This is a genomic window from Variovorax sp. F042 (genome assembly GCF_057814215.1).
The window spans coordinates 144,158-162,605 of the sequence record NZ_JBVASX010000002.1; the positions used below are offsets into that span (position 1 = coordinate 144,158).

The following is an 18,448-nucleotide window of genomic DNA, read 5'->3' on the forward strand; positions in this document are numbered from 1 at the left end:
GGAAAAACAAAACGCGGCTTGTGACCGCGTTGGGGACTTTTGTCTAAGTCCGGACGATTGTAAAAACGCGCTTACAGCCGCCGGCAGGGGTTTACCCTGCGCTCGAAACGAAGCGCTCGCGGATCGATGCCTCGATGCCGATGGCATCCAGTCCGATCGACGCCAGCAGCTTGGCCGGATCGCCGTGTTCGATGAAGCGATCGGGCAAGCCGAGTTGCAGCACCGGCTTCTGCACGTTGGCAGCCTGCAGTGCTTCGAGCACCGCACTGCCCGCGCCGCCCATGATGGCGCCCTCTTCCAGCGTGACGATGGCATCGTGCGTGCCTGCGACCTTCAGCAGCAGCTCGACGTCGAGCGGCTTGGCCCAGCGCATGTTGACCACCGTGGCGTCGAGCGACTCGGCGGCGGTGAGCGCAGGGTACAGCAGCGTGCCGAACGCGAGGATGGCAATGCGCTTGCCTTCGCAGCGAATCTCGCCCTTGCCGAAGGGCAGTGATTCGAGCGTGAGGTGCGGCGTGACGCCTGCGCCGGAACCGCGCGGATAGCGCACGGCCACCGGGTGGTTCTGCTCGTAGGCACTCGACAGCAGTTGGCGGCACTCGCGCTCGTCGGCCGGGCAGGCCACGCTCATGTTCGGAATGCAGCGCAGGAACGGAATGTCGTACGCGCCCGCATGCGTGGCGCCGTCTGCGCCCACGAGGCCCGCGCGGTCGAGCGCAAACACCACCGGCAGGTTCTGGATCGCCACGTCGTGGATCAGCTGGTCGTACGCGCGCTGCAGGAAGGTCGAGTAGATCGCGACCACCGGCTTCAGCCCCTCGCATGCCAGGCCGGCCGCGAAGGTCACGGCGTGCTGCTCGGCAATGCCGACGTCGTAGTAGCGATCGGGAAAGCGCTTCTCGAATTCAACGAGGCCCGAGCCTTCGCGCATCGCGGGCGTGATGCCCACGAGGCGGCCGTCGTGCGCGGCCGTGTCGCACAGCCACTGGCCGAATACCTGCGTGAAGGTCTGCTTGGCCACCGCGGCGGACTTGACCAGCCCCACCTGCGGATCGAACTTGCCGGGGCCGTGATAGGCCACCGGATCGGCCTCGGCCAGCTTGTAGCCCTGCCCCTTCTTCGTGACCACGTGCAGGAACTGCGGGCCTTCGAGGTGCTTGAGGTTCTCGAGCGTGGGCACCAGCGAGTCGATGTCGTGGCCGTCGATCGGGCCCACGTAGTTGAAGCCGAACTGCTCGAACAGCGTGGCCGGCACGACCATGCCCTTGGCATGCTGCTCCAGGCGCTTGGCCAGCTCGAACAGCGGCGGTGCGTTGCGCAGCATGCTCTTGCCGACGTTCTTGGCGGCGGCGTAGAAGTTGCCGCTCATCAGTTGCGCGAGGTAGCGGTTGAGCGCACCCACCGGCGGGCTGATCGACATGTCGTTGTCGTTCAGGATCACGAGCAGCTTGCAGTCGCACACGCCCGCATTGTTCAGCGCCTCGAAGGCCATGCCCGCCGTGAGCGCGCCGTCGCCGATGATGGCCACGGTGTGGCGGTCTTCGCCCTTCTGCTTGGCAGCCATGGCCATGCCGAGCGCGGCCGAGATGCTGGTCGACGAGTGGGCAGTGCCGAAGGTGTCGTACTCGCTCTCGCTGCGCTGCGGAAAGCCCGAGATGCCGCCGATCTGCCGCAGCGTGGGCATGCGCTCGCGCCGGCCCGTGAGGATCTTGTGCGGGTAGGTCTGATGGCCCACGTCCCACACCAGCCGGTCGTGCGGCGTGTTGAACACGTGGTGCAGCGCGACCGTAAGTTCGACCGTGCCGAGGTTGGAGCTCAGGTGGCCGCCGGTGCGCGAGACGTTGTCGAGCACGCTGGCGCGCACCTCGTCGGACAGCTGGCGCAGTTGCGCCCGGTCGTATTTGCGGATCGGCGAGGGGTCGTGAAGTGTGGGAAGCAGCGGAGCCATGTGGGGGTTGTTCTTTTCTCTCAGCGGTCGCGGTCGACCACCATGTGGGCCAACGCTCGCAAAGCGGCGGTGTCGGCCAGGCCGCTGCGCTCCAGGGCGGCGAGCGCATCGGCCAGCAGCTGGCGCGCCTGGGCGCGCGCGCCGTCGAGGCCGAGCAGAGACACGTAGGTGGGCTTGTCGGCCGCGGCGTCCTTGCCGGCGGTCTTGCCCAGGGTCTGCGAGTCGGCCGTGACGTCGAGGATGTCATCGACCACCTGGAACGCGAGGCCGATGGCGGCGCCGTAGTCGCGCAGCGCGGCCAGCGCCGCGGGAGTGACCGAACCGCAGGCGGCGCCCATCTCGACGCTGCCCTGAAGCAGCGCGCCGGTCTTCAGGCGATGCATTTCGCGCAGCTGCGTTTCGTCGAGCGCAATGCCGACGCTGGCCAGGTCGATGGCCTGGCCGCCGGCCATGCCCTGGCTGCCCGCGGCGCGCGCGAGCAGGCGGCACAGCAGGGCCTGGGTGGAGGCGGGAATCTCGTCGCCATCGGGCGTGAGCAGTTCGAAGGCCAGGGCCTGCAGCGCGTCGCCAGCCAACAGGGCATCGGCCTCGCCGAATTTCACGTGCACGGTGGGCTTGCCGCGGCGCAGGACGTCGTTGTCCATGCACGGCAGGTCGTCGTGCACCAGCGAATAGGCGTGAATCAGTTCGGTGGCGCAGGCCGCGCGCAGGGCAGCGGCCCGGTTGCCGCCGACGGCCTCGCTGGCGGCCAGCACCAGCAGGGGCCGCAGTCGCTTGCCGCCGTCGAGCACGGCATAGCGCATGGCGTCGCCCAGCAGCACGGGGGCGTCGACGCCGACCCAGCGCGACAGCGCCGCTTCAACATTCGCCAGGTGGGGGTCGCTCCAGCCGGCTAGCGTGCGGGCGTCCCAATGGCTGGAATTCAGCGCGGCGGCGCTCATTCAGGCGTCCAGACCTTCAGGCTGCCCGAATCGAGCACCTTGATCTGGTCTTCGACCGCCTGCAGCTTGTCGCGGCAGAAGGCGAGCAGCGCCGCGCCGCGCTGGTAGCTGACTAGCAGCTGGTCGAGGGGCAACTGGCCCGATTCGAGTTCCGCCACCAGTTGCTCCAGTTCCTGGAGCCCGGCTTCGTAACTGGCAGGCAGCGGGCCCGTATCGGGCGTTGCCGCCGGGCTGGACGAGGAAGGGGGGGGCACCTTGGGCATGCAAGCGAAACGTGGGTGAAATCGGGCATTTTAGGACTGGGATCGAAACAACTGGCGACCGCCGCCGGACCGGGTGAAAAGCCGGGGGCACAAAAATGCCCCCCGGGTACAATGCGAACTTCTCTCGTTGACGACGTCAACACATTCTTCGGGCCGCCGACCCTTCCTGGCGGCGCCTTCCGTTCTTTTCTCTTTTTCTCCCTGTGGGGAGCTTGGTCAGGTCCTCCATGTCTGATTTAAGTCTTCAACTGCAGCAGGCCGCGAGCCAACTTCCAGTTTCCGCGTATTTCGATGAGGCGCTCTACGCCCGCGAAATGCAAAACCTTTTCGCGCGAGGGCCCCGCTATGTCGGCCATCGCCTGGCCGTACCCGAAATGGGCGACTTCCACACCCTGCCGCAGGAGCATCAGGGCCGGGCGCTGGTCCATACGCCCAAGGGCGTAGAGCTGATTTCCAACGTCTGCCGCCACCGCCAGGCACTGATCCTCCAGGGCCGGGGCCAGCTCGACAACCAGGCCGGCGGCAACATCGTGTGCCCGCTGCACCGCTGGACCTACGCCGCGAGCGATTCGCGCACCACCGGCACGCTGATCGGCGCCCCGCATTTCGAGCAGGACCCCTGCCTGAACCTGCACAACTACCCGCTCACCGAGTGGAACGGCCTTCTTTTCGAGAAGAACGCAGACGGCTCCGGCCCCGACGTGGCGGCCGACATGGCCGGCCTCGGCCCGCAGGCCGACCTGGATTTCAGCGGCTACGCGCTCGACCGCGTCGAGCTGCACGAGTGCAACTACAACTGGAAGACCTTCATCGAGGTCTACCTCGAGGACTACCACGTCGGCCCGTTCCACCCGGGCCTGGGCAGCTTCGTCACCTGCGATGACCTGCGCTGGGAGTTCAAGCCCCGCTACTCGGTGCAGACGGTGGGCGTGGCCAACCGCCTGGGCCGCGCAGGCAGCCCGGTCTACCAGAAGTGGCAGGAGCAGCTGCTCAAGTACCGCGACGGCAAGCCGCCGAAGTACGGCGCCATCTGGCTCACCTACTACCCGCACGTGATGGTCGAGTGGTATCCGCACGTGCTCACGGTGTCGACCCTGCACCCCGTGAGCCCGACGAAGACGCTCAACATGGTCGAGTTCTTCTACCCCGAGGAAATCGTCGCCTTCGAGCGCGAGTTCGTCGAAGCCCAGCAGGCTGCCTACATGGAAACCTGCGTGGAAGACGACGAGATCGCCGAGCGCATGGACGCCGGACGCCGCGCGCTGATGCTGCGCGGCGACAACGAGACCGGCCCCTACCAGAGCCCGATGGAAGACGGCATGCAGCAGTTCCACGAGTGGTACAAGGCCGCGATGCAGAAACCAGCCTGAGACCGGCCCGCCCCGCACTCGGCGGGGCACTCTTTTTCCTTACCTTAGAGTCGAAACGATGCAAGCGCTGTGGATGGTGCTGGGGGCCTTTTTGTTCGCCACGATGAGCGTGGTCGTGAAAGTCGCCTCGGAGTGGTTCAACAGCGGTGAGATGGTCCTGGGCCGCGGCCTCATCGGCATCGTGTTTCTCTGGCTGCTGGCCCGCAATCGCGGCGTCTCGCTGGCCACCCGATACCCCGGCATGCACGCCTGGCGCAGCACCATCGGCGTGCTGTCGCTGGGCGCCTGGTTCTATGCCATCGCCCACCTGCCGCTGGCCACGGCCGTCACCCTCAACTACATGAGCAGCGTGTGGGTCGCAGCCTTCCTGGTCGGCGGCTCGCTGCTGGCCTGGGTGCCGGTGCCCGGGCGCGACGGCCGCGTGGAGCGCCCGCCGCTGCAGGGCACGCTGGTGCTGACCGTGCTCGCCGGCTTCGTGGGCGTGGTGCTGATGCTCAAGCCCAGCGTCAACGGCAGCGAGGGCTTCGCGGGCATGCTGGGTTTGCTGTCGGGCCTGACGGCCGCGTTTGCCTACATGCAGGTGATGGCGCTGTCGCGCATCGGCGAACCCGAGCTGCGCACGGTGTTCTATTTCGCGGTCGGCTCGGCAGTGGCCGGAGCCTTCGCCACGGCGGCCACCGGGTTTTCGGGCGGTGGCGCCTGGACCTGGCAGCATGCGCTGTGGCTGCTGCCCATCGGATTGCTGGCCGCCCTCGGACAACTCTGCATGACCCGCGCCTACGCCACCGCCAAGACCCAGGCCGGCACACTGGTGGTGGCCAACCTGCAGTATTCGGGCATCGTCTTCGCGGCGTTCTACAGCGTGGTGCTGTTCAACGACCGTATCGATGCCACCGGCTGGGCGGGCATGGCCCTTATCATCGCCAGCGGCATTGCTGCAACCGTGTTGCGACAACGGGCGGTGCCCAAGGCGCCGGCCGAGGAACATTGACTCTTTCTGCATTGACCTGACCAGAGAAGGACACACACCATGTACACCACCCTCATCAGCGTCGAACAACTCCGCAAGCTGCAATCGACGGACACGCCTCTCATGGTGTTCGACTGCACCTTCGACCTCATGAAGCCCGAGAGCGGCGCGCAGCAATACGCGGCCGCGCGCATTCCGGGCGCGCTGTACGCAAACCTCGACACCGACCTCAGCGCGAAGCACGGCGCCCCCGGCGCGCACGGCGAGGTGGTCGTGGCGCAGGAAGACGGCCTGCCCGCCTCGGGTGGACGCCATCCGCTGCCCAGCCGCGAGAAGTTCGCGGCCTGGCTCTCGAGCATCGGCTTCGCCAACGGCATGCAGGCCGTGGTGTACGACCGCAACGGCGCCAATTACTGCGGCCGCCTGTGGTGGATGCTCAAGTGGATGGGCCACGACGCAGTGGCCGTGCTCGACGGCGGCCTGCAGGCCTGGCAGGCCTCGGGCGGCGAAGTCACGAGCAGCGAGGAGCCCGCGCGCTTCCAGTCGAACTTCGTCATGGGCGAGCCGATTGCGAAGCTCGTCACCACCGACACCGTGGTGCGCCGGCTCGGCCAGCCTGACCAGAACCTGATCGACGCACGCGCCGGTGCACGTTACCGCGGCGAGGTGGAACCTCTGGACCCGATTGCCGGTCACATCCCCGGGGCCCTCAACCGGCCTTTCGCCGACAACCTCGGCCCCGACGGCAAATTCAAGCCGGCATCGCAATTGCGTGCCGAGTTCGAAGCGCTGCTCGCGGGACGCGATGCGGCGACAGTCGTCCACCAGTGCGGCAGCGGCGTGAGCGCCGTGCCGAATCTGCTCGCCATGCAGATCGCGGGATTCGGGACGACCGCGCTCTATGCCGGCAGCTGGAGCGAATGGAGCAACACGCCGGGGCTGCCGACCCGGCAAGGCGCTGAACCATGACATTGACGACGACGAATCGACGTTCCCGAAGCCTTGGCCGCACCACCGGCCTCGCCATCGCCGCCGCCCTCCTCGCGGCCGCCCCGTTCCTCACCGCACAGGCCCAGCAGCAGCACGCCCACGTGCACGGCCAGCTCAAGCTCGACGTGGCCGTCGACGGCCCCACGGTGGTGATCGACATGGAGTCACCGCTCGACAACATCGTCGGCTTCGAACGCGCACCCAAGACCGACGCCGAGAAGAAGCTCGTCGAGGAAGCAGTTGCGCAGCTGCGCGCGGCCGACAAGCTCTTCATCGTCGATCCCGCCGCCAACTGCAAGCTCGGCCCGGTCGACCTGCGCTCCGGCGCACTGGGCCTGGGCAACCCCGATCCGAGCGAGCCCGTCGGCCATGCCGACCTCGACGCCACCTTCTCCTTCAATTGCACCAACGCGGCCGCCGCGAAGTTCATCGACCTGAACCTGTTCAGCGTGTTCAAGGGCCTGCGCCAGATCGACTCGCAGATTGCCACGGCGCAAGGCCAGTTCAAGCGCCAGCTCAAGCGCCCGGCCGGCGCGCAGGCAAGCCAGCCCGCCCGGCTCAGCTGGGGCAAGTAACGCTGTGAGTACCCATCCCGAGGCAGAGTCGTCGCCCTTGCGCGTCGTGCTCGCCGCCGAAGCGCTGCGCTTCGCATGGCCCGGCGTGAAAACGCCGTGCATCGACATCGAGGCCTTTCGTATCACCGCAGGTGAATCGGTGTTCCTGCATGGCCCGAGCGGCTGTGGCAAGAGCACGCTGCTGTCATTGCTGGCCGGCGTGCTGGTGGCAGACGAAGGCCGCGTCACGCTGCTGGGACACGACTGGTCCAAGCTCTCGGGCGCAGCGCGCGACCGCAGCCGCGTGGCGCACGTGGGCTACATCTTCCAGCAGTTCAACCTGCTGCCGTACCTGAGCGTGATCGACAACGTACTGCTGCCCTGCCGCTTCTCGCAGCGGCGCGAAGCAAATGCCGCACGCAACGGCAGCTCGCGCGACGAAGCCGAGCACCTGCTTCACCAGATGGGCCTCGACCGCAACCTGTGGAAGCGCCAGGCGCTGCAGTTGTCGGTCGGCCAGCAGCAGCGCGTGGCCGCTGCACGAGCGCTCATTGGCCAGCCCGAAGTAGTGATTGCCGACGAGCCCACTTCGGCACTCGACGAAGACCGGCGCGAAGCCTTTCTCGACGTGTTGCTGACAGCCTGCGCCGAGAACCACAGCGCGCTCGTGTTCGTGAGCCATGACCAGCGCATCGCGCAGCGCTTTGTGCGACACGTGCTGCTGCCCGAGATCAACCGCGCCGCCACCAGCGCAATGGCGGTGGACGCATGAAAGCACTTTTCTCGATTGCCTGGCGCAGCGCCTGGAACCGCCGCTTCACGCTGGCACTCACGGTGTTCTCGATCGCGCTGTCGACCTTTCTTCTTCTGGGTGTCGAACGCATCCGCACCGAGCTGCGCGAGAACTTCGCATCCTCCGTCTCGGGCACCGACCTGATCGTGGGCGCGCGCACCGGCTCCACGCAGCTGCTGCTGTACTCGGTGTTCCGCATCGGCGCGGCCACCAACAACATCTCGTGGAAGAGCGTGCAGGCGCTGTCGGAGCACCCGGGCGTCGACTGGGTGGTGCCGCTGTCGCTCGGCGATTCGCATCGCGGCTTCGCAGTGCTGGCCACTTCCACCGACTACTTCACGCACTTCCGCTACGGCGACAAACAGACGCTGAAGCTGCGCGAGGGCAAGCCCTTCAGCGAACTGTTCGATGCTGTAGTTGGCGCCGAAGTGGCCGACAAGCTCGGCTACCACGTGGGCCAGAAGATCACGCTCGCGCACGGCAGCGGCGAGCTCAACGTGGCCGAGCATGCGGACAAGCCTTTCACCGTGGTCGGCGTGCTCGCGCGCACCGGCACGCCGGTCGACCGCACGGTGCACATCGGCCTCGCGGCCATGGAAGCCATCCACCTCGAATGGGTGGGCGGCGCGCCGATGCCGGGCGTGCACATTCCGGCCGAGCAGGTGCGCAAGTTCGACCTCACGCCCAAGAACGTGACAGCCGCGCTGGTGGGCCTGAAGAACCGCGCCGCCGTGTTCGGCGTGCAGCGCTGGATCTCGACCTACACCGGCGAGCCGCTGATGGCCATCCTGCCCGGCGTGGCGCTCGACGAACTGTGGAGCGTGATCGGCATCGGCGAGAACGCGCTGCTGCTGATGTCGGCGCTGGTCGCGCTGGTAAGCCTTGCGGGGCTGGTGTCTGTGGTGATGGCCGGCCTCAACGAACGCCGCCGCGAACTCGCCGTGCTGCGCGCCGTGGGCGCGGGCCTGCGCCACGTGCTGGCGCTGCTCGCACTCGAAGGCGCGATGGTCACCGTGCTGGGCGTGGCCTTCGGCGTGGTGATGGCGGTGCTCGGCATCGCCCTGCTCTCGCCATGGCTGCAGGCACAGTTCGGGCTGACATTGAGCCTTTCAGAACCTACACTGAACGAATGGTTGCTCATGGCAAGCCTGCTGGTCGCTGGATGGCTGGCAAGCCTCTTGCCTGGCATCCGCGCCTACCGACTCTCCCTTGCCGACGGCCTCTCACCGAGGATTTGAACCATGCCCATTGCACACACGACGTCCAAGAGCAAAGCTTTCATCCGGCTTTCAATGCTGATCGCCGGTGCCGGCCTCACGGCCGCCGCCTGGGCCGCCGAGCCCGCGCCCAAGGACACCACCGCCAACAACCCATTGGGTGGCAAGGCCGCGGCACCCGCAGCCGCCAAGGCCGCACCGGGCCAGCCTCGCCAGATCACCTGGGAAGAACTGGTGCCCAAGGACTGGGACCCGGCCAAGGAGTTCAAGGGCATGGACCTGAGCGCACTCGACGATGGCGACCCGCGCGCCAACGAGCTGCTCATGAAGATGCAGGAGGTGTCGAACAACGCGCCGACCAACCCCGCGATGAACGGCACCGAAGTCAAGATTCCGGGCTTTATCGTGCCGCTCGAAGAGGCCAAGGGCGAGGTCACCGAGTTCCTGCTGGTGCCCTACTTCGGCGCCTGCATCCACACGCCGCCGCCGCCCGCCAACCAGATCCTGCACGTGGTGCCGCAGAAGGGCGCCAAGTTCCGCGCCATGGACACCGTGTGGGTCACCGGCAAGCTGCAGACCCTGCGCAACGACTCGATGATGGGCGTGAGCGGCTACCACGTGAGCGCCGCCAGCGTCACCAAGTACACGGGCGGCGCCAAGTAGCAGCAACGCAGCAGCGCGGGAGGCAGCGGCCTCCCTGCCGTGTGGTTCTGCGCCGACAGGTTTGACGGCGCACCACCGACACAGACCGTTGCATCCACGGCGCAGGCTTTGTCATCGCCTGCTGCCGCGCACCGTTGAAAGAGTTCCGGGCACGACGCCGGCGTCCTCATGGAACTCCAGATGACAAAAAATCTCCCCCTCGCTCCGCGACTGCTGACGATCTCGCTGTGCATCGGCGCCCTCGTCCTCGCAGGCTGCGACAAGACCCCCAGTACGCCAGCTGCCGCGCCCACTGCCGCCGCCACCGACCCGGCAACCACCATGCCCGCGCCCTCGGTGCCGCAAACACCGGCCCCTGCCGCAGCCCCGGTGCAGGCTGCCTACACGCCGCCCGCCGCCGAGCAGCTCTACCAGATGGTCGCGCCCATCGCGCTCTACCCCGACAAGCTGGTGGCCCAGATCCTGGCCGGTGCCACCTACCCCGAGCAGATCACCGCCGCGCACGAATGGCTTGCGCAGAACCGCAACCTCAAGGCCGGCCCGCTGTCCGATGCAGCCAACCAGCAGCCCTGGGACCCGAGCGTGAAGTCGCTCACCGCATTCCGCCCCGTCATCGACCAGATGGCCGGCAACATCCCGTGGACCGAGGCGCTCGGGCAGGCCTACTACAACGACCCGGCCGATGTGATGAACGCGATCCAGGTCATGCGCCAGCGCGCATCGAAGGCGGGCCGCCTCAAGAACAACGACAAGCTGCGCGTGGCCAGCGCCGCGCCGCCGCAGAACTACGCGCCCTCGCCGGACATGCAGCCCATGTACGCAGGCCCCGCGGTAATCGAGCCGCCGCCGCAGTACATCACCATCGAGCCCGTGCAGCCTGACGTGGTGTACGTGCCGGCCTATGACCCGCAGGTCATCTACGGCGATCCGCAGCCGATCTATCCCGGCTATGCCTATGCACCGCCGGTCGAGGTGGTGTCGCGGGGCTACAGCGGCGGCCAGGTGGCGGCTGCGGGTGCGCTCGCGTTCGGAGCCGGCGTGATCGTGGGCGCCGCGCTGGAGCGGCACGACTGGGGCTGGCACTCGTGGAACATGAACTGGGGCGCGCCGCGCGGGCGTGACCGCGATCGTGGCCTCGCCGTGCAGCCAGCCTTCGCCCGGCCGGCCGTGGTCTACAACAACAGCACCTACATCTCGCGCTCGACCACGGTGGTCAACAACAACGTGCGCAATGTCTACAACAACAATGGCGGACCGCGCGGCGCGCTGCCGCCGGGGGCACCGCCACCCAACTTCGCGGCCGGCCCGGGCCCTGCGCAACAGCAGCAGGCACTGTTCGCGCAGCAGCAACAACAACGCCAGCAGCAACAGCAGCAGGCGGCGCTTGCGCAACAACAGCAGCAACAACAAGTCCGCCAGCAGCAAGCCCTGATGCATCAACAGCAGGCGCAGCAACAAGCCCAGCAACGTTCGCAGCAGCAGACCCAGCAGTTGCAGGCACAACAGCAACAACAGCAAGCGCGCGAGCAACAGCAGCAGGCACGCCAGGCCCGGCTCCAGCAGCAGCAAGACCCTGCGCGCCGCCAGCAAGCCCAACCAGCGCAACAACAACAGCAGGCGCAGCAACAGCAGCGCCAACAGCAACAGGCGGTGCAGGAACAGCAACGCCAGCAACAACAGCGCCAGCAACAGGCCCAGCAAGAGCAGTCGCGCCGCCAGCAGATGCAGCAGCAACAGCAGGCGCAGCAACAGGCCCGCGCGCAACAGCAGGCCCAACAACAGCAACAGCAGGTCCAGCGCCAACAAGCGCAACAGCAGCAGGCCCAGAACCAGGCCCGGCAGCAGCAGCAAGCCCAGCAGGAGCAGCTACGCCGCCAGCAGCAGGCGCAACAACAGGCACAGCAGCAAGCCGCGCGCGCTCAACAGCAACAGGCGATGCAGCAACAGCAGCAGCAACAGCAGCAACGTCAGCAGCAGATGCAGCAGCAGCAGGCCCGTGCCCAGCAACAGGCGCAGCAGCAACAACAGCAGATCCAGCGCCAGCAGCAACAGCAGCAGCACCAACAACAGCAGGCCCAGCAGCAGCAACAGCGCGCGGCCGCCGCGGCTGCAGTCGCGGCGCGGCGCCCACCGGGACGGCCCGGCGAGCCCGGACAGCAACAGCAGTAGCGCGCCTGCGCCGCCAGGCGGCGTCTATCAGTTCTTGCCGATCTCGGTCAGCAGCCGCGTGACGAGGTAGAGGCGCGGCACGATCGAGTCGACTTCGATGTACTCGTCGCGCGCGTGGTAGCCGAAGCCCGCGAGACCGAAGCTCTCGACCACCGTCGCCTTGCCCGAACGACCCGCATAGCCCGCGTCGGTGCCGCCGCCGGTCATCGGCGTCAGCGCGAGGTCGCGATCGATTTCCTTGTAGATGGCCTGCGCCTTCTCGGCCAGCGCGCGGCCCTTGTCGCCCGCGATGAAGGCCGGGCGGCCCACTTCCACCTTCACCGTGGTCTCGGTGTCGGGAATCAGCTTGCCGGCCGCGATCTTCGCCTGCAGCGCCTCGTTGAGCTTCTTCTCGGCGCCGGGCTGCGTGATGCGGATGTCGCCCAGCGCCTGCGCCTTCTCGGTGATCTGGTTGATCGGGCCCGTGGCGCGCGCCACGGTCCAGTTGAGCGTAACGCCGGGGATGTCCTTGGCGAGATCCTTGGTCTGCAGCATCTGGTACGACAGCTCGTACAGCGCGTTGCGGCCCAGTTCGGGCGCCGCGCCGGCGTGTGCCGCGCGGCCTTTCACTTCCATCGTGGCCTGCGCGATGCCGGCCGCGCCCAGCAGCAGCGACTCGCCCTTGACCACCGACTTCGCCACCGTCGGCTCGAACGACAGCACCGTGTCGTGCTGGTCGGCCATCGTGGCGATCAGCTCGCCGGAGCCGACCGAGCCCACTTCCTCGTCGGGGTTCATCACCACAGTGAGCGTGTCGTAGTCGCGCCAGCCGGCATCGGCCAGGATCTTGAGCGAGGCCATCATCACGGCCAGGCCGCCCTTGTCGTCGGCTATGCCGGGGCCGTAGATGCGGTTGCCGTCGACCTTGTAGGGCTGGCTGCTCAGGATGCCCGGCGCATACACCGTGTCCATATGGCCCTGCAGCATGATCTTGCGCTTGCCCGTGCCCTTGATCGTGCCGATCACGAGGTCGGCGCCCGCGCCGGCCGTGGCCTTGCGGCGCTCGGTCTTGAAGCCGGCGGCCTTCAGGCGCCCTTCCACCACGTCGGCCATCTTGAGCAGGCCGTCGACGTTGAGGCTGCCCGATTCGATCAGCACCATCTCCTTGAGGTTGTCGATCACCGCGGGCTGCGCCTTCTCGGCGGCGGCGAGCAGCTTCGCATCGGGCGCGGCGTGCGCGCCGGCGACAGCGCCGAGTGCGAGGCCGCAGGCCAGGGCCATGGAGCGAAGCGGGAAGGAGGACAAACGCAAGGACATGGTGTTTTTCTCGGGAGTGAATGACGGCACACAGCATAGCCACGCGCTCGTGCCGGGCGAGCAAATCGGAGACACGGCAACGACAGGGTTTGCCCGACTGGTCCGCCGCAGGGCTCCATACGCAAAAGCTACCGCAATGCATTCCGGAAAATGTATTTGTGGATATGCATGGCGGCTCCTAGCATCGGCCGCATCAGCGCCAAAGAGCAGCTGCATCCATCAGGAGACAAAAACATGTCATCGCTTCCACTCGCCGGGGCCAGCCGCCCGCCACGCGCCCTCCCCTACGCCAGCCGCTTCTCGATCGTCGTCTGCTTCCTGATCGCATTGATCGACGGCTACGACACGCTGATGCTGTCCTTCGTCGCACCGCTCATCTCCAGGGAATGGGGCATGCCGCCCGGCGCCTTCGGCAAGGTGTTCGCCGTGAGCTTCGCGGGCGCTGTGGTGGGCGCACTCACCGTGGGTGCGGCGGCCGACCGCTTCGGCAGGCGCCGGCTGCTGCTTGCTTCGATCCTGGTGGCAGGCGGCTTCATCCTGCTGAGCGCGACATCGGCCAGCCCGGAGCAGCTGATGCTGTGGCGCTTTCTCTCGGGAATCGGCCTCGGCGGCGCGATTCCCACCATCTCGGCGCTGGCGGCCGAGCATGCGCATCCAGACCAACGCAGCGCGACGGTCTCGCGCATGTTCCTGGGCTTTCCCATCGGGGCCGTGGCCGGGGGCGCCATCACGGCAGCGCTGATGCAGTCGGTGGGCTGGCGCGGCATCTTCATCGGCGGCGGCACACTGGCGCTGGCGCTGCTGCCGCTGGTGTTCGCAATATCCGAGTCGGGACGCACGAGCACCACGGCAGCGGACGCAAGCCCCGCCCATGCCAGGCGCCCACTGGCCGAACTCGTCGCCGAAGGACGCGGCCCCGGCACGGTGCTGATCGCCACCGCCGCCTTCATGATCCTGCTGGTCAGCTACTTCCTGCTGAGCTGGACGCCCAGCGTGCTCGCCATGAACGGCATGAGCCCGCAGCGCTCCGCGCTCGCCGGCGTGATGCTCAACGTGGGCGGCGTGGCCGGGGCTTTCGCCATGTCCTTCGCGGTGGCGCGGCGCAGCCCCTTCGGACCGGTGGCGCTGTGCCTGGCGCTGGGTGCAGCGCTCGTGCCTTTCTTCGGCTTTCACATCGTCGGCAGCGAGGTCGCCTCCTTCTGCCTGGTGTTCGCCATCGGCCTACTGGTGATCGGCGGACAGATGAACATCCCCGCGTTGTGCGTGCACTACTACCCGGCGAGCGTGCGCGCGACCGGGGTGGGGCTGTCGATGTCCGTCGGCCGCATCGGCTCCATCGTGGGGCCGCTGGTCGGCGGCCTTCTGGTGGGTGCGAAGTTGCCGTGGGGGCAGCTGTTCTTGCTCGCCGCGATCCCGGCCTTCATCGCGGCGGCGGCCCTGGGCTGGATCGCGTACCGCAAGCCGCGCGGCTGACAGATCGTCATCAGCGCTTGCGGCTCGACGCGACCTGCGTGCCGCGCAACAGCCGCAACAGGCTGTCGAGGTGCGGATTGGCGTCTGCATCGCGGTAGCCCAGATACAGGCTCGACACCGCGTCCTTGTCGAGGATGCGGCTGTACAGCACCCCTTCGAGCTGGATGCACTGCGTGTCGGCCGGCACGATGGCCACGCCGAAGCCCGCAGCCACCAGCCCGACCATGGTCGAGGCCTCCCGCGTCTCGTGCATCACCGCCGGGCGGAAGCCCGCCTTGGCGCACAGCTCTTGCACCTTCCAGTACAGGCCGATGCCCGCGTCGCGCGGATAGACGATCAGCGGCACGTCCTTCAGTTCGCGGATGTGGATGCCCTTGCCACGCGTGAGCACGTGCTGCTGCGGCATCGCCGCGACCAGCGGCGCCGAGTACCACTCCTCGATGGTCACGCCCACCGGAATGCTCACGTTGGGCTTGCGCAGCACGCCAAGGTCTAGCTCGCGGGCATTGATGGCGTCGAGCTGATGCATCGACGCCATTTCCCGCAACTGCAGCTCGACCGCCGGAAAGCTCGCGCGGTACTGGCGAATGCCCGATGGCAGCGCCGTCGTGAGCATCGACGAAGCGGTGAAGCCCACGTTGAGCTTGCCGACCTCGCCCGCTGCGGCGCTCTGCACTTCGTCTTTCGCGCTCTGCACCGAGGCAAGGATGGTGCGCGCCCGGTCGAGAAAGTGCCGCCCGGCCTGCGTGAGATACACGCGGCGCTTGTCGCGCTCGAAAAGCTGCACCCCCAGCTCTTCTTCGAGCCCCCGAATCTGCGTGCTCAGGGGCGGCTGTGCCATGTAGAGGCGTTCCGCGGCGCGGGTGAAGTTGAGTTCTTCCGCCACGGCAACGAAGTAGCGCAGGTGTCGAAGTTCCACGATATCTCCAGCGTATCGAATGCAATCCGAATCCGGTATTTCCGGATATGACGCCCATTCTCTAGCATCCCTTCACACCTTTACAACCACAGAGACAAAGGAAGAACCCGCATGGTGCAAGACAGCGCAACGGCGTCCGCCGACGCCGCATCGACCAACCTCGTCGTGAGCCGCCTGCGCCAGCGCCTGCCGGTGGCGGCACTGGGCATCCGCGCTTCGCGCACGCCCGACATGGCACGCATCGCCAAGGCCAGCGGCCACCACGCGATCTGGGTGGACCTGGAGCACAGCAGCATCGCCATCGACGCGGCCGTGCAGATCTGTGCCGCCGCAATGGACATCGGCCTCATGCCCTTCGTGCGTGTGCCGGAGCGCGAGTACGGCGTGATCGGCCGGCTGCTCGACGGCGGCGCGGGCGGCATCATCGCGCCGCGCATCGAGACCGTGGCACAGGCCGAAGACCTCGTGGCCGCCTGCCGCTTTCCGCCGCTGGGCCACCGCTCGGCCATCGGCACGCTGCCGCACGTGGGCTACCGCAAGATGGCCGCGGCGGATTTCAACGTCGCCATGAACCGGGCCACCGCGCTGAAGGTGCTGATCGAAAGCCCGCTGGGCATCGAGAACATCGAGCGCATCGCCGCGGTGCCGGGCATCGACATCGTGGGCATCGGCACCAACGACCTGAGCGCCGAGCTGGGCGTGGCCGGTGACTTCAAGCACCCGCTGGTACGCGCCGCGCACGAGACTGCGCTGGCCGCCTGCCTGCGCGTGGGAAAGCCGCTCGCCATCGGCGGCATCGCCGACGCGGCCTACTCGGCCGAGCTGGTACACCGTGGTGCAGCGCCTTTCCTCATGACCGGCATCGACACCGACATGCTGCTGGCCGCCGCGCACGAGCGCGTCGCGAAGGCGTTGAGTTCGGTCGGTGTGGAGAGCGGCGATGCGGTCGTGCGCTGAAGCAGTCCTGCGCCGCACAGGCGCCGTGCTCGCGCTGCTGCTCGGAACGCTGGCCTTGCCCGGCCCTGTGCTCGCCCAGGTTGCACAAGGAGCGACGACCCTCGTCGTGCCGACGCCGCCGGGTGGACCCATCGACCGCGTCGCCCGCATCGTGGCGCAGGGCCTGTCTTCCGTGCTGGGGGAACCGGTCGTGGTCGAGAACAAGGGCGGGGCCGCCGGCAAGATCGGCGTGCAGGCGGCTCTGCGGGCCGCACGCGACGGCCACACGCTGATTGCGGTCTCGCCTTCCATCGCATCGGTCAATCCGGTGGTCGACAAGGCGGCGGGCTATGACCCGCTCAAGGACTTCGATCCGCTCGGCATCGTCGCCTTCAACGACGGCGTGCTGGCGGTGCGCGCCGACCTGCCCGTGACCGACATGCCCGGGCTCGTGGCCTATGCGAAAGCACACCCCGGCGCGCTGACATACGGCTCCTTCGGTGTCGGCACCAGCCTGCACCTGCAGACCGAGGAGTTGCTGCACACGCTCGGCATCACGGCGCGGCACGTGCCCTACAAGGGCGAGGCGCAGGCGATGAATGCGCTGATCGCAGGCGAGGTCGACATGATGGCTTACGTCACCTCGCCCATCGTGCCCTTCGTGGCAAACGGCCGCGCGCGGGCGCTCGCCGCCACGGCATCGACCCGCTGGGCTGCGCTGCCCGCGGTGCCGAGCTTTGCGGAGACCGGCATCGACGCGCTGCGCAACTACACCTACCGCTCGTGGGTCGGAATCGTGCTGCCGGCAGGCGTGCCGGCGGCTGCGCGGCAGCGTGCCACTGCGGCGCTGCGCGAGGTGCTGGCCCGGCCCGAGACGCTCAAGGCACTCGAGGCGCAGGGCTTCGCGCCGGTCACGCCCGACGCCGAGACGATGCGCCGCACCGTCGCCGCCGAACTCGAGCGCAACCGCCGGCTGATTGCCGCCGGCGGCATCTCGCTCGAATGAGCCTTCATCGATTTTTTCCTCTCATCTTTTTTCCTTCGACATCATGAGTTCCCAGATCCTCACTTCCACGCCCATGCGCGCGCCCGAAACGCTGGCGTGCCCCGCCTTCACCGTGCCTGCCGGCGCCTGCGACTCGCACGTGCACGTGTTCGAAAGCGAAGACCGCTACCCGCACGTCGACCAGCCGCACTACACACTGCCCGACGGCCCGCTCACCAAGCTCGACGCCATGTGCGAGTCGCTGGACCTGGCGCGCTATGTGATCGTGCAGCCCAGCTTCTACGGCACCGACAACCGTTGCATGCTCGACGCCCTGGAGATCGCCGGCGAACGCGCGCGCGGCGTGGCCATGGTGGCCGACAGCGTCACCGAAGAGACGCTGCACGACATGCACCGCCGCGGCGTGCGCGCGCTGCGACTCGACCTGTTCCTGCGCTCGGGCCTGCCGACCGCCGAGCTGGTGCAGTACATCCAGCGCAGCGTGCGCATGACGAAGGCTCTGGGCTGGCACCTGCAGTTCTACACGCCGGGCTGGGTGGTGCGCGACCTCATTCCGTACCTGGGCGACATCGATGCCGACTTCGTCATCGACCACATGGGCTACATGCTCGAGAGCGACGGCCTCACGCGGCAGGACTTCGACCGCCTGCTGCGGGTGCTGGCCGACGGGCGCGGCTGGATGAAGCTCTCCGGCCCCTACCGCGTGGCCAAGGACGGCAACTTCGAGAAGCTGCGCCCGCTGGCGCACGCCATCGTCGACGCCCTGCCCGAGCGCACCATCTGGGGCAGCGACTGGCCGCACATTCCCGACGGCGCGCGCGACACCGGCGAGCTGCTGAACCTGCTCGCGCCGTGGGCGCCCGACGCACCGGCGCGCCAGCGCATCCTGGTGGACAACCCGGCGCGGCTGTTCGGCTTTGCGCCGATTCCGCAGTAAGGT

17 protein-coding genes are annotated in these 18,448 nt (G+C 67.7%); 12 read left to right on the top strand and 5 right to left on the bottom strand.

The window, feature by feature from the left end; all coding sequences use genetic code 11:
- Nucleotides 1-91: 91 nt before the first annotated feature.
- From dxs to xseB, 3 genes are read right to left on the bottom strand one after another with little or no spacing between them, the layout of a single operon-like run.
- Nucleotides 92-1,948: a 1-deoxy-D-xylulose-5-phosphate synthase gene (gene dxs / locus ACZYSP_RS09140; RefSeq protein ID WP_093075345.1), complete on the bottom strand. Its 1,857-nt coding sequence runs from the start codon at nt 1,946-1,948 to the stop codon at nt 92-94.
- Nucleotides 1,949-1,968: 20 nt separating this feature from the next.
- Nucleotides 1,969-2,889 carry a polyprenyl synthetase family protein gene (locus ACZYSP_RS09145; RefSeq protein ID WP_093075348.1) on the bottom strand — a complete coding sequence of 307 codons (921 nt, stop codon included), beginning with the start codon at nt 2,887-2,889 and terminating at the stop codon, nt 1,969-1,971.
- A complete protein-coding gene (gene xseB / locus ACZYSP_RS09150; protein ID WP_007829283.1) occupies nt 2,886-3,152 on the bottom strand; it encodes an exodeoxyribonuclease VII small subunit in 267 nt (88 codons plus the stop codon). Before xseB ends, ACZYSP_RS09145 begins: the two co-directional genes overlap by 4 nt.
- Before the next feature lie 227 nt (nt 3,153-3,379).
- Here xseB and ACZYSP_RS09155 point away from each other — a divergent pair, with 227 nt between their 5' ends.
- The 8 genes from ACZYSP_RS09155 (at nt 3,380) to ACZYSP_RS09190 (ending at nt 11,878) form a co-directional block, all read left to right on the top strand.
- The gene (locus ACZYSP_RS09155) at nt 3,380-4,522 is read left to right on the top strand and encodes an aromatic ring-hydroxylating oxygenase subunit alpha (protein ID WP_093075350.1); all 1,143 of its coding nucleotides are present in this window, start codon (nt 3,380-3,382) and stop codon (nt 4,520-4,522) included.
- Between the two features lie 58 nt (nt 4,523-4,580).
- Nucleotides 4,581-5,513: a DMT family transporter gene (locus ACZYSP_RS09160; RefSeq protein ID WP_256216693.1), complete on the top strand. Its 933-nt coding sequence runs from the start codon at nt 4,581-4,583 to the stop codon at nt 5,511-5,513.
- Between the two features lie 39 nt (nt 5,514-5,552).
- On the top strand, nt 5,553-6,461 hold the full coding sequence (locus ACZYSP_RS09165; protein ID WP_093075353.1) for a sulfurtransferase: 909 nt from the start codon (nt 5,553-5,555) through the stop codon (nt 6,459-6,461).
- Nucleotides 6,458-7,057, top strand: coding sequence for a DUF2796 domain-containing protein (locus ACZYSP_RS09170; RefSeq protein WP_093049964.1), 600 nt, complete (start codon nt 6,458-6,460; stop codon nt 7,055-7,057). Before ACZYSP_RS09165 ends, ACZYSP_RS09170 begins: the two co-directional genes overlap by 4 nt.
- 4 nt (nt 7,058-7,061) lie before the next feature.
- Entirely contained in the window at nt 7,062-7,808 is a 747-nt protein-coding gene (locus ACZYSP_RS09175) for an ABC transporter ATP-binding protein (RefSeq protein ID WP_093075356.1), read from the top strand.
- Complete coding sequence (locus tag ACZYSP_RS09180; protein WP_093049958.1) at nt 7,805-9,067, top strand: ABC transporter permease; 1,263 nt, start codon at nt 7,805-7,807, stop codon at nt 9,065-9,067. The genes ACZYSP_RS09175 and ACZYSP_RS09180 overlap by 4 nt, the downstream gene beginning before the upstream one ends.
- Nucleotides 9,068-9,070: 3 nt before the next feature.
- Entirely contained in the window at nt 9,071-9,709 is a 639-nt protein-coding gene (locus ACZYSP_RS09185; RefSeq protein WP_093171965.1) for a DUF3299 domain-containing protein, read from the top strand.
- 180 nt (nt 9,710-9,889) lie between these two features.
- On the top strand, nt 9,890-11,878 hold the full coding sequence (locus ACZYSP_RS09190) for a DUF3300 domain-containing protein (RefSeq protein WP_489013879.1): 1,989 nt from the start codon (nt 9,890-9,892) through the stop codon (nt 11,876-11,878).
- Between the two features lie 27 nt (nt 11,879-11,905).
- On the opposite strand, the gene ACZYSP_RS09195 is transcribed toward ACZYSP_RS09190, so the two are convergent.
- On the bottom strand, nt 11,906-13,174 hold the full coding sequence (locus tag ACZYSP_RS09195) for a M20/M25/M40 family metallo-hydrolase (RefSeq protein WP_489013881.1): 1,269 nt from the start codon (nt 13,172-13,174) through the stop codon (nt 11,906-11,908).
- A 234-nt stretch (nt 13,175-13,408) separates the two neighbouring features.
- Between ACZYSP_RS09195 and ACZYSP_RS09200 the strand changes: the two genes are divergently transcribed.
- On the top strand, nt 13,409-14,647 hold the full coding sequence (locus ACZYSP_RS09200) for an MFS transporter (protein ID WP_489013883.1): 1,239 nt from the start codon (nt 13,409-13,411) through the stop codon (nt 14,645-14,647).
- A gap of 10 nt (nt 14,648-14,657) precedes the next feature.
- On the opposite strand, the gene ACZYSP_RS09205 is transcribed toward ACZYSP_RS09200, so the two are convergent.
- The gene (locus ACZYSP_RS09205; RefSeq protein ID WP_093075366.1) at nt 14,658-15,566 is read right to left on the bottom strand and encodes a LysR substrate-binding domain-containing protein; all 909 of its coding nucleotides are present in this window, start codon (nt 15,564-15,566) and stop codon (nt 14,658-14,660) included.
- A 111-nt stretch (nt 15,567-15,677) separates the two neighbouring features.
- Between ACZYSP_RS09205 and ACZYSP_RS09210 the strand changes: the two genes are divergently transcribed.
- The 3 genes from ACZYSP_RS09210 to ACZYSP_RS09220 are packed head-to-tail and all read left to right on the top strand — an operon-like array spanning nt 15,678 to nt 18,445.
- On the top strand, nt 15,678-16,523 hold the full coding sequence (locus ACZYSP_RS09210) for an HpcH/HpaI aldolase family protein (RefSeq protein WP_489013885.1): 846 nt from the start codon (nt 15,678-15,680) through the stop codon (nt 16,521-16,523).
- Nucleotides 16,507-17,508 (top strand): Bug family tripartite tricarboxylate transporter substrate binding protein, encoded by a 1,002-nt coding sequence (locus tag ACZYSP_RS09215; RefSeq protein WP_307615769.1) that lies wholly within the window; start codon nt 16,507-16,509, stop codon nt 17,506-17,508. Before ACZYSP_RS09210 ends, ACZYSP_RS09215 begins: the two co-directional genes overlap by 17 nt.
- A 43-nt stretch (nt 17,509-17,551) precedes the next feature.
- Nucleotides 17,552-18,445 carry an amidohydrolase family protein gene (locus tag ACZYSP_RS09220; protein WP_307615770.1) on the top strand — a complete coding sequence of 298 codons (894 nt, stop codon included), beginning with the start codon at nt 17,552-17,554 and terminating at the stop codon, nt 18,443-18,445.
- Nucleotides 18,446-18,448 lie beyond the last annotated feature (3 nt).

What these genes read in the sequence shown, in the direction of transcription:
- dxs (WP_093075345.1), bottom strand. Translation starts at nt 1,948, where the DNA reads ATGGCTCCGCTGCTTCCCACACTTCACGACCCCTCGCCGATCCGCAAA.
- ACZYSP_RS09145 (WP_093075348.1), bottom strand. Translation starts at nt 2,889, where the DNA reads ATGAGCGCCGCCGCGCTGAATTCCAGCCATTGGGACGCCCGCACGCTA.
- xseB (WP_007829283.1), bottom strand. Translation starts at nt 3,152, where the DNA reads ATGCCCAAGGTGCCCCCCCCTTCCTCGTCCAGCCCGGCGGCAACGCCC.
- ACZYSP_RS09155 (WP_093075350.1), top strand. Translation starts at nt 3,380, where the DNA reads ATGTCTGATTTAAGTCTTCAACTGCAGCAGGCCGCGAGCCAACTTCCA.
- ACZYSP_RS09160 (WP_256216693.1), top strand. Translation starts at nt 4,581, where the DNA reads ATGCAAGCGCTGTGGATGGTGCTGGGGGCCTTTTTGTTCGCCACGATG.
- ACZYSP_RS09165 (WP_093075353.1), top strand. Translation starts at nt 5,553, where the DNA reads ATGTACACCACCCTCATCAGCGTCGAACAACTCCGCAAGCTGCAATCG.
- ACZYSP_RS09170 (WP_093049964.1), top strand. Translation starts at nt 6,458, where the DNA reads ATGACATTGACGACGACGAATCGACGTTCCCGAAGCCTTGGCCGCACC.
- ACZYSP_RS09180 (WP_093049958.1), top strand. Translation starts at nt 7,805, where the DNA reads ATGAAAGCACTTTTCTCGATTGCCTGGCGCAGCGCCTGGAACCGCCGC.
- ACZYSP_RS09185 (WP_093171965.1), top strand. Translation starts at nt 9,071, where the DNA reads ATGCCCATTGCACACACGACGTCCAAGAGCAAAGCTTTCATCCGGCTT.
- ACZYSP_RS09190 (WP_489013879.1), top strand. Translation starts at nt 9,890, where the DNA reads ATGACAAAAAATCTCCCCCTCGCTCCGCGACTGCTGACGATCTCGCTG.
- ACZYSP_RS09195 (WP_489013881.1), bottom strand. Translation starts at nt 13,174, where the DNA reads ATGTCCTTGCGTTTGTCCTCCTTCCCGCTTCGCTCCATGGCCCTGGCC.
- ACZYSP_RS09200 (WP_489013883.1), top strand. Translation starts at nt 13,409, where the DNA reads ATGTCATCGCTTCCACTCGCCGGGGCCAGCCGCCCGCCACGCGCCCTC.
- ACZYSP_RS09210 (WP_489013885.1), top strand. Translation starts at nt 15,678, where the DNA reads ATGGTGCAAGACAGCGCAACGGCGTCCGCCGACGCCGCATCGACCAAC.
- ACZYSP_RS09215 (WP_307615769.1), top strand. Translation starts at nt 16,507, where the DNA reads ATGCGGTCGTGCGCTGAAGCAGTCCTGCGCCGCACAGGCGCCGTGCTC.
- ACZYSP_RS09220 (WP_307615770.1), top strand. Translation starts at nt 17,552, where the DNA reads ATGAGTTCCCAGATCCTCACTTCCACGCCCATGCGCGCGCCCGAAACG.